Genomic DNA, 14,451 nt, shown 5'->3' with positions numbered 1-14,451 from the left:
TGTCAAGGTCTGGACCAATACCCGTCAGGCAGGTGCGCGATCCCGCCCGGCCCGCGCGCTGTTCGGTGGCGCTCGCGGGGTTAGTCCCCCCTGGTGTGGGGAATGCCCGCGCCCTGTGGGGCGTTCTTCGTTACGAACACGAGGAGGAGCGGTAATCGTGCTTGATCCGCAGGGTTTGTACGAATGGGAGCCCAAGGGCCTCGCCGTCGTCGACATGGCACTGGCGCAGGAGTCGGCGGGCTTGGTCATGCTGTACCACTTCGACGGCTACATCGACGCGGGGGAGACCGGCGACCAGATCGTCGAGAACCTGCTGGAATCGCTGCCCCACCAGGTGGTGGCCCGATTCGATCACGACAGGCTGGTCGACTACCGCGCACGGCGCCCGCTGCTGACCTTCCGGCGCGACCGCTGGGCCGACTACGAGACGCCGACGCTCGACGTACGGCTCGTACAGGACGCCACCGGCGCCCCGTTCCTGCTGCTGTCCGGCCCCGAGCCGGATGTGGAGTGGGAGCGCTTCGCGATGGCCGTACGGCAGATCGTGGAGCGCCTGGGGGTACGCCTCTCGGTCAACTTCCACGGCATCCCGATGGGCGTTCCGCATACTCGCCCCGTGGGTGTGACCCCGCACGGCAACCGCACCGACCTCATGCCCGGCCACCGCAGCCCCTTCGACGAGGCGCAGGTACCGGGCAGCGCCGAGTCGTTGGTCGAGTACCGGCTGATGCAGGCGGACCACGACGTACTCGGCGTCGCCGCGCACGTACCGCACTATGTCGCCAGATCCTCGTACCCCGACGCGGCGCTGACCGCTCTGGAGGCGATCACGGCCGCGACCGGCCTGGTGCTGCCGAGCGTCGCGCACTCGCTCCGTACGGAGGCGCAGCGCACCCAGACCGAGATCGAGCGTCAACTGGGCGAGGGAGACGAGGAACTGGTCACGATGGTGCAGGGGCTTGAGCACCAGTACGACGCGATCGCGGGCGCGGAGAGCCGCGGGAATCTGGTCGCCGAGCCCGCGGAACTGCCGTCGGCCGACGAGATCGGCCGCGAGTTCGAGAAGTTCCTCGCGGAGCGGGAAGGCGAGGGCGGCGCGTAACCGTACCCGGGCCGGATGCTCGGCCGGCCTGAGTCGGGGGCACGGCGGCCGTACGGAGTCCCTCGGGATCCGTACGGCCGCTCGTTGTTGTCCGGGCTCGCCCCCGTACAGGTACGCCCCGTCCGTACAGGTACACCCCGTCCGTGCGGGCCCGCCCCGTCCGGGGCGGTCTTCTCGTCCCGTCTAGGCTGGCCGCATGCTGAGGTTGGGACTCACCGGCGGAATCGGTTCGGGCAAGAGCGAGGTCTCGCGTCTGCTGACCAGTTACGGAGCCGTTTTGATCGACTCCGACCGGATAGCGCGGGAAGTGGTGGAGCCGGGGACGCCCGGTCTGGCGGCCGTGGTGGCCGAATTCGGACCGGACGTACTGACTCCGGACGGCGGTCTCGACCGGCCGAAACTGGGCGGGATCGTCTTCGGCGATCCGGACCGGCTGCGGGCACTGAACGCGATCGTGCACCCGCTGGTCCGCGCACGCTCGGCCGAACTGGAGGCGGCGGCGGGACCGGACGCGATCGTCGTGCACGATGTGCCGCTGCTCGTCGAGAACGGCATGGAGGCGCTGTACGACCTGGTCGTCGTCGTGGACGCCTCGCCCGAGACCCAGCTCGACCGGCTCGTACGACTGCGGGGAATGGCCGAATCCGAGGCACGCAAGCGGATGGAGGCCCAGGCGGGCCGCGAACGCCGCCGTGCCGCCGCGGATGTCGTCATCGACAACGACGGTCCGCTGGAGCAACTGGAACCGCAGGTCAGACGGGTATGGCAGACACTGGAGGACCGCGCCGCGGCCGGGCGCTGAGGGCCGGCGCGGGCAGATGCGAGGAATAGCGTCGTCATACGCGGCGTTGAACGCGCGCAGCTAGGGAAGGATGCGACCGTGTCGGAGAGTCCGGAAACCCACGTCATCGACTATCGCGCGGCGGAGCAACTCCTGGCCGCGCGGGATCCGCGCGGGGCCGTGAAGCTGCTCGATTCGGTGATCGCGGCGCATCCGGAGAACACCGCGGCCCGGCTGCTGCGTGCCCGCGCGTTCTTCGCCGCCGCCCAATTGCGCCCCGCCGAGCTGGAATTCGAGCTGGTGCTGGAGCGGGAGCCCGACAACGCGTTCGCCCATTTCGCGCTGGCCCGCACCTATGAGCGCGCAGGCCGCCCCGAGCAGGCGAAACGCCACTTCAGACTGGCGGCGGCGCTGGATCCCAAGCCGGAGTATGTGAAGGCGGCCCAGTTCGACGCCGACCCGCGCGCGGGCGACTGACTGGCGCCGACGGCTGGACGGCTGGACAACTGGACCGCTGGACGGCTGGCGGGCTGAACGACCGGCTGGACGGCTGGCGGGCTGAACGACCTGGCTGTACGGAGCCGGTGGCCCGTATGCGGCCGGCGCCACCGGCCACCGGCCACCGCGCGGGGCCGGTCAGGGGTGGTGTCCGTGCACGCTGCGATGCCGGATGCGGCCACCGCGCTGCGCCGGGTCCGGCTCGCGCATCCACTCGCGGACACGAGTGCCGAGATCATGGTCGAGACTCCGCTCGCGGTCCGGATCCGAGCCATGGGTCCCCGGCTCGTACGGGGGGACGTCTCTTCCGGGCTGATAGCCCGACCCCTGCCGGCGGTGCCGCACGACCAGGACCAGATCCGTGGCCACGATCAGCATCAGCACACCGCAGGCGAGTGCCCACCCGAAGCGCCCGGTGAACGCGAACGCCGCCGTGCCGAACGCGGTCCAGATCAGACCCCATACGCTCAGCCAGAACCGCATGCGCAGCGGACTGCGCGCGGTGACCGGCTCATTTCCGGTGCGCATGACTCCTGCACCTCCCATATCCCCGTCCCCCCAGTGCCCCCTACCCGCGTTCGCGGCTTTTGACCCGCTACGGGGGCGGTGAGGGCGGGCCCGTGCCGGACTCCGTGCCGGGGTCAGTGCGCGATGGTGTAGCTGCGCCACGGCCCTTCGCCGGGGGCGATCACATCGGACAGGGTGGTGGCGATATACGTCGTGCCCTTGCCCGTGCAGTCGGGCGTCCCGTACATCACGAAGTCGACCAGGGTGCGGTTCGTGAGCGCGACGGCACCACCGGGCGCGAGCCGGTGGCAGCCCGTGACCAGAGGGTTGGAGACCTGGACGTGCCGGCCGCGCGGGGTGTCGTACGCGACGGTCCCCGCCGCGTTCCGGCCGAGGCCCGAGCAGCCCGCGACAGTGACGGTCAGGAACGCGGCCCCGGCAGCGATGCCGAGGCGCCGGTGATGGGTCACGGACATGAGCGGGTCCTCGTCTCTGCGGAGTGCCCGGCCACGGGGCCGCCACGGCCACCGGCCACAGTGGCGGGTGCCGGCGGTGGTGGCGGGTGCCGGCGGTGCCGGTGCTGGTGGCGGGTGGCGGGTGGCGGTGGTGGCGGGCGGTGCCAGTGCCGGTGTGGGTGCGGGTGCCGGTGTGCTGGTCGGTGCGGGTGAGTCTGCTGGTCACACTGCCGGATCCCCGAGATGGCGGCACCAGATACGCGGCCGGGCGGGCTATGGCCGGGGTGTACACGATCGTGTCTACGGCCCGGTAATTTCCCCGCCGCACGCTTCTCGACCGCCGGTCATACAAGGCATACCGTAGTTATTAGCACCTCGGTCCGGCGTCGTCAGGGGGCCCAAGATGGTCGAGGAACTGGTCATTGCTGTCATAGCGGCGGTATGCGCGTGCGGGCTGTACGCGATGGCGGCCGCGCGGGTCGTCAGGCAGTACGAACGGGGCGTGGTCTTCCGCCTCGGCAGGCTGCAGGAAGGAATCCGCGGACCCGGATTCACCACGATCCTTCCCTTCGTGGACAAGCTGCACAAAGTCAATTTGCAGATCGTGACGATGCCCGTACCGGCCCAGGACGGCATCACGCGGGACAACGTGACCGTGCGCGTGGACGCCGTGATCTATTTCAAGGTGGTCGACGCGGCGGAGGCGCTGGTCCGGGTCGAGGACTACCGGTTCGCCGTGTCGCAGATGGCGCAGACGTCTCTGCGGTCGATCATCGGCAAGAGCGATCTGGACGATCTGCTCTCCAACCGGGAGAAGCTCAATCAAGGCCTGGAGCTGATGATCGACAGCCCGGCGATCGGCTGGGGCGTGCAGATCGACCGTGTCGAGATCAAGGACGTGTCACTGCCGGAGACCATGAAGCGGTCGATGGCGCGCCAGGCGGAGGCCGACCGGGAACGCCGCGCCCGAGTGATCAACGCGGACGCGGAGCTGCAGGCGTCGAAGAAGCTCGCCGAGGCGGCCAAGGAGATGTCCGGCCAGCCGGCCGCGCTTCAGCTGCGGCTGTTGCAGACGGTCGTGGCGGTCGCCGCCGAGAAGAACTCGACACTCGTGCTGCCCTTCCCCGTCGAACTGCTCCGCTTCCTCGAACGCGCCACACCGGCCGAGGCGGTACAGGCCGTGCAGGCGGTCTCGGGAGCCGTGCAGGCGGCCCCGTCGCCTCCCGCCGACAAGTCGCCCGCTGCCGCCGCCACCGACGGAGCCCACGCGGCCGACGCGGCCGACGCGGTCGAACCCGGCGCGCCCGATCTCGCGGTGCCCGGCCTCACCACGCGGCCCAAGGTGTCGTCCGTACCCACGACGTCGTCGCCCATGCCGGCGCCACCGCTGGAGGAGGAGCCACAGAAGCGGCAGGACGCGCAGCCGGTCTGAGCCCCTTCCTCGCGGACGGTTCCCCATCGACCGTCTCGCCGTCCGTTCCGCACCGAGCAGTCATGCGTCCGTACGTCCTGTCCGCTGTCTTCCCTCCCACCTCGGACCATGCTCTGAGCTGCGGAAACAGCGATTGGAGATCGACTGTCAGACCCCCGGCCTAGACTCGCAGAGGAATCAGATCCTGAGGTGATCCCGGGCCGGGAGGGAGGCGGTGACCATGACGCAATCCGTGCATCACCCCACGTCTCTGTCCGCGAATGCCGCGACGGCGGCCCTGACCCGCTGCGCCGCCGTCTTCCTGCCCGCCGGGCTGCCGCGGGAGGGGCGGGTCGCCTTCTGGTCCCCGGAGGGGGAGCTGCCCGCCGATGCTCTCGGCGCAGCCGGTACGGCACCGGGCGCGTCGGGTGATCCGGGGGCGACGGGGCTCGGACCGAGCCCGCTGACGGTCGTACGGCGTCGGGACGACGGCGCGGTCGGCGGGGATGGTGGCGCAGGCGGCCGGGGCGAGGGCGATGTCCATACGCGCTCCGTCCCCGCCGTGCTGCTGTCCGTCGCCGACGCCATCCCGCTGCTGGTGCGCGCCCGGCGCGACAGGGCCGCGCATCCCGCCGCCGCGTGCTGGGGCGCCGCCGCGCTGCACGCGCTCCAGCTGGCCGGGCGCGGCAGACTGCTGCCAGGTCTCACCGCGTCCGACCACGACGCCTGGCGCGCCGGGCCGCTGGACGCCGATGACATCGCGCAGTTGAGAGCGATCGCCGCGGCCATGCCCCCCGAGGCACATGCCGTGCCGGTCCCGGATCTGAGCCCGCTCCAGCTGCCCGATCCGGAAGCGCTGGTACGGGCGTTCCTCGACGCGGTGGCGGACTCCCTGCCGCGTACGCCCGCCGCCGCCTACGCCGCGGGCGCGCCGTTCGCCGCCCAGGAGGCGCAGCATCTGCCGGGCGCCCGGACCTGGGCCGCGGAGGCGGCGGCCGGTATGGACGCGGGGGTACGGGTCTCGCTGCGCCTCGACCTCTCCGCGTACGACCTCTTCGATCAGGCGGATCAGGTGGATCGGGTGGGTCGGGCGGAGACGGCCCCGGCCGAAGGCACCGCCTCGGATCCGGAGACGGATTCCGGCCGGGCGGGACGTCCTCCCGGTACCGGCAGGGACATCGGGCCCGGCGCCGAGGAGGCCCAGGTCGCCCGGCGGGCCGGGGCCGCCCTCGTCCAGATCCACAGCCTGGCCGACCCGACCCTGGTCATCGACGCCTCGGGGCTCTGGGCGGGCCATGGCGACGAGAGCTTCGGCCCGCGCGCCCGGATCGACGCGATGCTCGCCCTGCGCCGCGCGGCCCGCGTCTGGACCCCGCTCGCCCGGCTGCTGGAGCGGGACGTCCCCGACGCGCTGTCACTCTCCGAGGACGAGCTGTACGAACTGCTCGGACCGGGCGCGGCCCGTCTCGCCGCCGCGGGGGTCGCCGTCCACTGGCCGAGGGAGCTGGCGCGTACGCTCACCGCCGCGGCGGTCGTCCGCCCCGCGCCCGGCTCGGCCACCGACGGCACCCCGTTCTTCGACAGCGCCGAACTGCTCACGTTCAACTGGCAGCTGGCGCTCGACGGCGATCCCCTCAGCGAGCGGGAGATGGACGCGCTCGCCGAGTCGCACCGCCCGATCGTCCGGCTGCGCGACCAGTGGGTCGTCGTCGACCCGGCCCTCGTACGGAAGGCGCGCAAGCGGGAGCTGGGCCTGCTGGAGCCGGTCGACGCGCTCGGCGTCGCCCTGACCGGCACCGCCGAGGTGGACGGCGAGACGGTGGAAGCGGTTCCGACCGGTGCGCTGGCCGCGCTGCGCGACCGTCTCACCACCGGCCCGGCCGCGATCGCCCAGCCACCCGCCCTCGCGGCCACCCTGCGCGACTACCAACTGCGCGGTCTCGCCTGGCTGGACCTCATGACCTCGCTCGGTCTCGGCGGCTGTCTCGCGGACGACATGGGTCTCGGCAAGACGGTCACCGTCATCGCCCTGCATCTGCACCGGGCCCGCACCGCCCCCACCCTCGTCGTCTGCCCCGCCTCCCTCCTGGGCAACTGGCAGCGTGAGATCACCCGCTTCGCGCCCGGCGTCCCCGTACACCGCTTCCACGGCGCCGGGCGGAGCCTGGCCGGGCTCTCGGAAGCGGGGACCCCGGGCGGGTTCGTGCTCACCACGTACGGCACGATGCGCGGCAGCGCCGACGCGCTGGCCGCGCACGGCTGGGGGATGGTCGTCGCCGACGAGGCCCAGCACGTCAAGAACCCCTTCTCGTCCACGGCCAAGGCGCTCCGTACGATCCCGGCGCCGGCCAGGGTCGCGCTGACCGGCACGCCCGTCGAGAACAACCTCTCCGAGCTGTGGGCGCTGCTCGACTGGACCACCCCCGGTCTGCTCGGCCCGCTGAAGGCGTTCCGGGCCCGGCACGCGCGCATCGTGGAGAACGTCGAGAACGCGAAGAGCGCCGACATCAAGGACGCGGACAACGCGGAGGCGGTGGAGCGGCTGTCCCGGCTGGTCCGGCCGTTCCTGCTGCGCAGGAAGAAGTCCGACCCCGGCATCGTGCCCGAGCTGCCGCCCAAGACGGAGAGCGATCACCCCGTCGCGCTCACCCGTGAACAGGCATCGCTCTACGAGGCCGTCGTCCGCGAGACGATGGCCGCCATCGAGGCGGCCGAGGGCATCGCGCGCCGCGGCCTCGTCATGAAGCTGCTCACCTCCCTCAAACAGATCTGCAACCACCCCGCGCAGTATCTGAAGGAGGACGCGGCCCGGCTCACCGGCCGGTCAGGCAAGCTCGCCCTCCTCGACGAGCTGCTCGACACGATCCTCGCGGAGGACGGCTCGGTCCTGCTCTTCACCCAGTACGTATCGATGGCGCGGCTGCTCTCCGCGCATCTCGCCGCCCGCGCCGTCCCGTCCCAGCTTCTGCACGGCGGTACGCCCGTCGCCGAGCGCGAACGCATGGTGGACCGGTTCCAGTCCGGGGAGGTCCCGGTCTTCGTCCTCTCCCTGAAAGCGGCCGGCACCGGTCTCAATCTGACCAGGGCCGGCCATGTCATCCACTTCGACCGCTGGTGGAACCCGGCCGTGGAGGAGCAGGCCACGGACCGCGCGTACCGCATCGGCCAGACCCAGCCCGTACAGGTCCACCGGCTGATCGCGGAGGGCACGGTCGAGGACAGGATCGCCGAGATGCTCTCGTCCAAGCGGGCGCTGGCCGACGCCGTCCTCGGCTCGGGCGAGGCGGCCCTCACCGAGCTGACCGACCGTGACCTCGCGGATCTGGTCTCCCTGCGGAGGCTGTCATGACCCCCCGCCGCGCCCCCGCCCCACGGCACGACGACCGTCGGCGCACGTTCCCCGCGCTGCCCCCACGACCGGCGGCCGCGGGCGACTTCGCCAGCACCTGGTGGGGCAACGCGTGGGTGGAGTCCATGGAGGACACCGCGCTCGACGCGGCCCGCCTGGAGCGCGGCCGTGCCTACGCGGGCAGCGGCCATGTCGACGCGATCACCGTCACGCCCGGCCGGGTCATGGCGTACGTCCACGGTTCGAGGCCCCGCCCGTACCGTACGGAGATCCGTCTGCGTACCCTCGACGACACCGGCTGGGAGGATCTTCTCGACGCCGCGGCGGCCCGTCCGGACCACATCGCCGCCCTGCTCGACAAGGACATGCCGCACACCCTCGCGGCCTCGGCCGATCTCCTCCCCACCGGGCGCGATCTGACCCCCGACTGCTCCTGCCCGGACGACGGTTACCCGTGCAAGCACGCCGCCGCCCTCTGCTACCAGACGGCGCGGCTCCTCGACGAGGACCCGTTCGTGCTGTTCCTGATGCGCGGTCGCGGTGAACACGAAGTGCTGGCCGATCTCACCCGGCGCAACGCCACCCGTTCCGCGGCCGAACGGACCACCGCCGCGCCGCCCATGCCCACGGTCGAGGCGCGCGTCGCCCTCGCGCCCCGTACCCGCCCGGTGCTTCCGCCGCCGTTCCCCGTGCCCGCGCAGCCGGGCCGGCCCCCCGTCTATCCGCAGACCCCCGGAGCGCCCGACCCGCTCGCTCTCGACCTGCTCGCCACCGAGGCGGCGGCCCGCGCCCATACGTTCCTGACCACCGGCCTCGACCCCATCGGCGCCCTCACGCCCTGGCAGGACGCGGTACGGCTGGCCGCCGCCCACCCCGGCTCCGGGCTGACCGCCTCCACCCGTGCCCTCTACCGGGACCTGGCCACCGCGCTCGACCGCACCCCCACCGACCTGGCCCGTGCCGTGGCGGCCTGGCGGCAGGGCGGTCTGGCGGGCCTCGCCGTACTGGAAGAGCCCTGGGATCCGCCGGCCGGCCCCTTCGACCGTGCCCGCCCCGCCCTGGCGGCCGCCGACTTCCCCCACTTCCGCCCCTGGCGCAACCACCTCTCCACCCCGTCCCTCCAGCTCCGCTTCGGCCGCGATGCCCTCTGGTACGGCTATGAGTCGGACCGGGACCGCGAGGACTGGTGGCCGAGGGGCACCCCCGACACCGACCCGGTGGGCGCCCTGACGGCCCTCCTCGGCCGGTGACGCGAGGCGGTGAGGCGAGAGGGGTGACGGGGCGACGGTGGCGCGGAGGGGCGCAGGGGGCTCGGTCAGCGGGAATGACCGAAGCCGGGAGTACGGGACGAGCGCGCCGTACCGCTGCGCGCGCTCTCCGTACCCCCGGCCTCGTCAACCACTCCGCCGGCCTGCCCCGCAAGGGTGGCCCCCGAAAGGGCTACCCCCGAAAGGGATGACCTCCCCGAAGGACTGATCTCCCCGCGAGCGAGGCAGACGCCGTTGCGGGTCGGACGGTGTCGTGGGTCAGGCGGTGTGAAGGGTCAGGCCGTAACGGCCCAGGATTTCGTTGATCGGCTGGTACCAGGTCTCGCCGCCGCTGCTGCAGTTGCCCCAGCCGCCCGAGGTCACGCCCTGGGCCTGGTCGCCGCTGATGAAGGAGCCGCCCGAGTCGCCGCCCTCGGCGCAGACGCTGGTCTTGGTCATCTGGTGGACGGCGCCCTGGCTGTAGTTGACGGTCTCGTTCTTGGCCAGGAGGTTGCCGCAGCGCCAGTGGGTCGTGGAGCCGGAGCGGCAGATCGAGGCGCCGATCGGGGCCTCGTTGGAGCCGCGGACCAGCTGGTCGGAGACGGAGCCCCAGCCGAGGACCACCGGGACGGTCCACCAGCCGCTGCCGACATTGACCCACGCGTAGTCGTTGTCGGGGAAGGAAGAGCCCTGGAAGTTGCCGATGTACGAGCCGTCCCAGCCGCTCACCGAGGCGCCGGCCTGGCCGCAGTGGCCGGCTGTGACGAAGCCGCCGTGTACGGAGAAGCCGATGGAACAGCGGACGTTGCCCGTGTAGTACGGGTCGCCGCCGACGGTGCCCGCGGCGAAGGTCTGCGGAGCCTGGGCGGTCTCCTCGACCGTGACGGGGCCGGCCTGCCGGGCGCGGTCGAGGAAGTCACGGACATCGTTGTCGTTCTTCTGCGCCGCGACGACATTGACCACGACACGGTTGGCCTTGGGGTCGACATGCCAGCTGCTGACACCGGCCGGCGCGGAGAGCGCGTCGATCCGCTCCTTGGCCGCGTCGAGCTGCCGGGCGCTGTGCTCGACGAGCTGTACGGTCGCGCCGGTCGCCCGTACGGCGTCGGCCTTCTGGGCGCTGGTGACCGTGACGGTCAGCGTGCCGCTGTCCGCGTTGAACCAGGAGCCCCCGTACGAGGCTCCCGCCGCGCGCTTCGCCTTGCCCTCGACAGCCGTCGCTGTCTTCTCCGCGGCCAGACGCGCCTTGGCCTGACTTGCCGTCAGGCCGAGGTCCTTCTGCATGGCGGTGAGCAGACCGGTGGACGCCGGTGCCTCGGAGGCGGGGGAGGGCGCCGCGGCGGCCGGCGCGAGACCGGCGGCGGCCCACGTGCCGAGGAGGAGGAGTGCGGACAGACCGGTGCGTATCACTGTCGTACGTCTCAAGGGATGTGGCCCTTCTGTGTTCCAGCATGGTGGGGGTGGAACAGCAGGCGCCTGAGAGCGCTCTCAGGCGGTGCCAGCCGGAGCGTAGCCGAGGATTCTGAACAGGTCCATGCCAACGGGCGGCGTCCGGTGAACCCGCCGGTCAGGGCTTCGGTCATCTCGGTACAGGTGTGCGGGCACCGGCCGCCGCCGTCAACAGCCGCCTCCGCCCGGCCTCTTAGGATGGGATCATGGCCATCACGGAACCCGGCGCGTCAGCACGATCGCTCTACGATCCGACGAGCGAGCTGCTGGCGGATCCGTACGAGGTGTACGCGCGGCTGCGTGAGACCGCGCCCGTTCGGCGGATCGTCGGGCCCGACGGACGGCCCGCCTGGATCGTCACGCGCTACGAGGACGTACGGACGTCGCTCGCCGATCCCCGGCTCTCCCTCGACAAGAGCCGCGCGCTGCCCGGTGGTTACCGGGGCTTCGGGCTGCCGCCCGCCCTCGACGCCAACCTCCTCAACATGGATCCGCCGGACCACACCCGTATCCGGCGCTTCGTCGCGCGGGCGTTCACCACGCGGCGGATCGAGGAGCTGCGGGGGCCGGTCAGGCGCACCGCCGACGAACTGCTCGACGCCCTCGAACCCGGCGGTCGCGCTGATCTGATCGCCTCGTACGCCGCGCCGCTGCCCATCGTCGTCATCTGCGAACTGCTGGGCGTACCCGCGCGCGACCGGCGTGACTTCCGGGAGTGGACGGACGCCCTGATCGCCCCCGATCCCGCGCGGCCCGAGCGGATGAGGGAGGCGATCGCCGCCATGCTCGCCTTCTTCACCGGACTGCTCGCCCATAAGCGGGCCGAGCCCGGGGAGGATCTCCTGTCGGCGCTGATCGCGGTGCGCGACGAGGGTGAGGAGGCCGGCGACGGCACGCCGCCCGGCGCGGGAGCGTCACGTGGCGACGGCGGCGACCGGCTCAGTGAGGACGAGCTGATGTCGCTGGCCTTCCTCATCCTCTTCGCCGGGTACGAGAACACCGTCCAGCTCATCGGCAACTCCGTCCTCGCCCTGCTCCAGCACCCCGAGCAGCTGGCGGCCCTGCGCGCCGAGCCCGGCAGGACGGCCGCGGCGGTCGGGGAGTTCGCGCGGTACGAGGGGCCCGCGCTGCTGGCGATCCGGCGCTTCGCGGTGGAGGATCTGACGATCGGCGGGGTGGCCGTGCCGGCGGGGGAGACCGTCATGCTGTCCCTCGCCGCCGCCAATCGCGACCCGCGCCGCTTCACCGACCCCGACCGGCTCGACCTCGACCGCGATACGGCGGGGCAGGTGGCCCTCGGGCACGGCATCCACTACTGCCTCGGCGCGCCGCTCGCCCGGCTGGAGACGGAGATCGCGCTCAACGCGCTGCTGGAGCGGTTCCCGCGGCCGGCGCTCGACGTCCCGTACGAGGACCTGCGGTGGCGCCCCTCGACCCGTGCCCGGGGCCTGATCGAGCTGCCCGTACGGCTCTGAGCCGCCGGGGGCCGGAGCCGCCCGGGGCGCGCGGGTCATTGGCGGTAGCCGCTCAGGAAGCGGCCGATCCGGCTGATGGCCGCGTCGAGATCGTCCGCGTACGGAAGCGTCAGGATCCGGAAGTGGTCGGGACGCGGCCAGTTGAACCCCGTACCCTGCACGACCTGGATCTTCTCCCGCAGCAGCAGGTCCAGCACGAACCTCTCGTCGTCGTGGATCCTGTGCACCTTGGGATCCAGCCGGGGAAAGGCGTACAGCGCGCCCTTCGGCTTCACGCACGAGACCCCGGGGATCTCGTTGAGCTTCTCCCAGGCGCGGTCGCGCTGTTCGTACAGCCTGCCTCCCGGCGCGATCAGCTCCTTGATGGACTGCCGGCCGCCGAGCGCGGCCTGAATGGCGTACTGCGCGGGCGCGTTGGGGCAGAGCCGCATCGAGGCGAGCATCGTGAGGCCTTCGAGGTAGCTGCGGGCATGCTGCTTGGGGCCGGTGACCACGAGCCAGCCGGAGCGGAAACCCGCCACGCGGTACGTCTTCGACAGCCCGCTGAAGGTGAGGACCACCAGATCGGGGGCGAGGGCCGCGGCGGTGTGGTGGACCGCGTCGTCGTAGACGATCTGGTCGTAGATCTCGTCCGCGAACACCATGAGCTGGTGACGGCGGGCGAGATCGAGGATGCCCTCGACGATCTCGCGCGGATAGACCGCGCCGGTGGGGTTGTTGGGGTTGATGATCACGACGGCCTTCGTACGGTCGGTGATCTTCGACGCCATGTCGTCCAGGTCCGGGTACCACTCCGCGGACTCGTCACAGAGATAGTGCACGGGACGGCCGCCCGCCAGCGTCGTGACAGCGGTCCAGAGCGGGAAGTCGGGGGCCGGGATCAGGACTTCGTCACCGTCCTCCAGAAGCGCCTGGACAGCCATCGAGACCAGCTCGGAGACGCCGTTGCCGAGGAAGACGTCATCGACCGTGACCTCGGGCAGCCCCATGGTCTGGTAGCGCTGCGCCACGGCGCGGCGCGCGGAGAGGACACCGCGCGAGTCCGTGTAGCCGTGTGCCCGGGGCAGCATCCGGATCATGTCCTGGAGGACTTCTTCCGGCGCCTCGAACCCGAAGAGGGCGGGGTTGCCGGTGTTGAGGCGCAGGACGCTGTGGCCCGCCTCCTCCAGGGCGTCGGCGTGCTCGATCACCGGGCCGCGGATCTCGTAGCAGACCTCGCTGAGCTTGCTCGACTGCCGGAATTCCATGCGGTGGCCTCCCAGACCTTGGTGCGATACTTGGTTTTACCAAGTCCGAGCTTGGAAAGTCCAACAACATGTCTGGAATCCGTCACATGTCACGTCGCCGAAGCTACGACCAGTACTGCGCCACCGCCCGTGCCCTCGACTCCGTGGGTGACCGCTGGACCCTGCTGATCGTCCGGGAGCTGCTGGCGGGCCCCCGCCGGTACACCGATCTGCACGCCGATCTGCCGGGTGTCAGCACGGATGTGCTCGCCTCCCGGCTCAAGGACATGGAGCGCGATGACCTGGCCCTGCGCCGCAAGCTGCCGCCCCCGGCCGCGGCGTATGTGTACGAGCTGACCGAGCGGGGGCGGGGGCTGCTGCCGGTTCTCACGGCTCTGGCGGAGTGGGGCGCGCCGGCGCTGGAGGAGCGCAGGCCCACCGACGCCGTACGGGCGCACTGGTTCGCCGTGCCGCTGCTTCCGGTGCTGGACGGGCTGTCGGGCCCGGCGGGCCCGGGAGCGGACGGCGGGACGGGGGCGGGCGTGGTGGAAGTCCGGCTGGACGAAGGGGCGTTCCATGTGCGGCTCGGGGAGGGTGATCCGGTGTACGGCGACGGGCCGGTGGAGAGCCCGGACGCCCGCCTCGTGCTCGACGCCGACACCTGCCGCGCGTTGAGCGGGGGCGCGCTGACGGTGGGCGACGGGGTGCGTGACGGACGGATCGAGGTGTCGGGCGACGGGCCGCTGGCCAAGGTGCTGCGAGGGGAGTGAGCGAGGCGACCGCCGCGGCCGCGCCCGGTGACGTTCCGTCGCCCCGTCGCCGACGTTCCGTTGGCGTATCGCCAAAGGTGACAGAAATAGCCGTATTCGTCACTGATGTCATACTTGGAGGCGTCAGTAGCCACTGGAGGTCCGCCGGGGCCGGGATCTCTTCCCCGGCGGTCGGGGGCAG

Annotated in this window: 11 protein-coding genes and 1 pseudogene; 8 read left to right on the top strand and 4 right to left on the bottom strand. The window is 71.8% G+C overall.

The annotated features are described in order from the left end of the window. Window positions 1-157 precede the first annotated feature (157 nt). The 3 genes from ACZ7LS_RS00210 to ACZ7LS_RS00200 all read left to right on the top strand — a co-directional run bounded on the left by ACZ7LS_RS00210 (window position 158) and on the right by ACZ7LS_RS00200 (window position 2,360). Window positions 158-1,102, top strand: coding sequence for a PAC2 family protein (locus ACZ7LS_RS00210; RefSeq protein ID WP_382525373.1), 945 nt, complete (start codon window positions 158-160; stop codon window positions 1,100-1,102). A gap of 196 nt (window positions 1,103-1,298) precedes the next feature. Beyond that, window positions 1,299-1,904, top strand: coding sequence for a dephospho-CoA kinase (gene coaE / locus ACZ7LS_RS00205; protein ID WP_382525372.1), 606 nt, complete (start codon window positions 1,299-1,301; stop codon window positions 1,902-1,904). 78 nt (window positions 1,905-1,982) lie between these two features. Then, window positions 1,983-2,360 (top strand): tetratricopeptide repeat protein, encoded by a 378-nt coding sequence (locus ACZ7LS_RS00200; protein WP_382525371.1) that lies wholly within the window; start codon window positions 1,983-1,985, stop codon window positions 2,358-2,360. A 303-nt stretch (window positions 2,361-2,663) separates the two neighbouring features. Here the strand turns inward: ACZ7LS_RS00200 and ACZ7LS_RS00195 are convergent. Together ACZ7LS_RS00195 and ACZ7LS_RS00190 are read right to left on the bottom strand one after the other, a co-directional pair. Beyond that, window positions 2,664-2,909, bottom strand: a pseudogene (locus tag ACZ7LS_RS00195) (DUF6343 family protein); the annotation flags it as partial. Between the two features lie 113 nt (window positions 2,910-3,022). Beyond that, a complete protein-coding gene (locus ACZ7LS_RS00190) occupies window positions 3,023-3,364 on the bottom strand; it encodes a hypothetical protein (protein WP_382525369.1) in 342 nt (113 codons plus the stop codon). 382 nt (window positions 3,365-3,746) lie between these two features. On the opposite strand from ACZ7LS_RS00190, the gene ACZ7LS_RS00185 reads away from it, so the two are divergent. From ACZ7LS_RS00185 to ACZ7LS_RS00175, 3 genes are all read left to right on the top strand, one after another. Next, a complete protein-coding gene (locus tag ACZ7LS_RS00185; protein WP_385132239.1) occupies window positions 3,747-4,775 on the top strand; it encodes a slipin family protein in 1,029 nt (342 codons plus the stop codon). 220 nt (window positions 4,776-4,995) lie between these two features. Beyond that, window positions 4,996-8,103 (top strand): DEAD/DEAH box helicase, encoded by a 3,108-nt coding sequence (locus ACZ7LS_RS00180; protein WP_385132236.1) that lies wholly within the window; start codon window positions 4,996-4,998, stop codon window positions 8,101-8,103. Continuing rightward, entirely contained in the window at window positions 8,100-9,353 is a 1,254-nt protein-coding gene (locus ACZ7LS_RS00175; protein WP_382525364.1) for an SWIM zinc finger family protein, read from the top strand. Before ACZ7LS_RS00180 ends, ACZ7LS_RS00175 begins: the two co-directional genes overlap by 4 nt. Before the next feature lie 276 nt (window positions 9,354-9,629). On the opposite strand, the gene ACZ7LS_RS00170 is transcribed toward ACZ7LS_RS00175, so the two are convergent. Next, window positions 9,630-10,760, bottom strand: coding sequence for a S1 family peptidase (locus ACZ7LS_RS00170; protein WP_382874620.1), 1,131 nt, complete (start codon window positions 10,758-10,760; stop codon window positions 9,630-9,632). Window positions 10,761-11,005: 245 nt separating this feature from the next. On the opposite strand from ACZ7LS_RS00170, the gene ACZ7LS_RS00165 reads away from it, so the two are divergent. Continuing rightward, a complete protein-coding gene (locus ACZ7LS_RS00165) occupies window positions 11,006-12,274 on the top strand; it encodes a cytochrome P450 family protein (RefSeq protein WP_385132232.1) in 1,269 nt (422 codons plus the stop codon). Between the two features lie 35 nt (window positions 12,275-12,309). Here ACZ7LS_RS00165 and ACZ7LS_RS00160 read toward each other — a convergent pair whose 3' ends face one another. After that, window positions 12,310-13,521, bottom strand: a complete 1,212-nt coding sequence (locus tag ACZ7LS_RS00160; RefSeq protein ID WP_382663722.1) for a pyridoxal phosphate-dependent aminotransferase — start codon at window positions 13,519-13,521, stop codon at window positions 12,310-12,312. Window positions 13,522-13,589: 68 nt separating this feature from the next. On the opposite strand from ACZ7LS_RS00160, the gene ACZ7LS_RS00155 reads away from it, so the two are divergent. Then, entirely contained in the window at window positions 13,590-14,270 is a 681-nt protein-coding gene (locus ACZ7LS_RS00155; protein WP_469448260.1) for a winged helix-turn-helix transcriptional regulator, read from the top strand. Window positions 14,271-14,451: the final 181 nt, after the last annotated feature.

It is taken from the genome of Streptomyces sp. NPDC039430, assembly GCF_055639435.1.
This window is presented reverse-complemented; position numbering and strand designations above follow the sequence as displayed.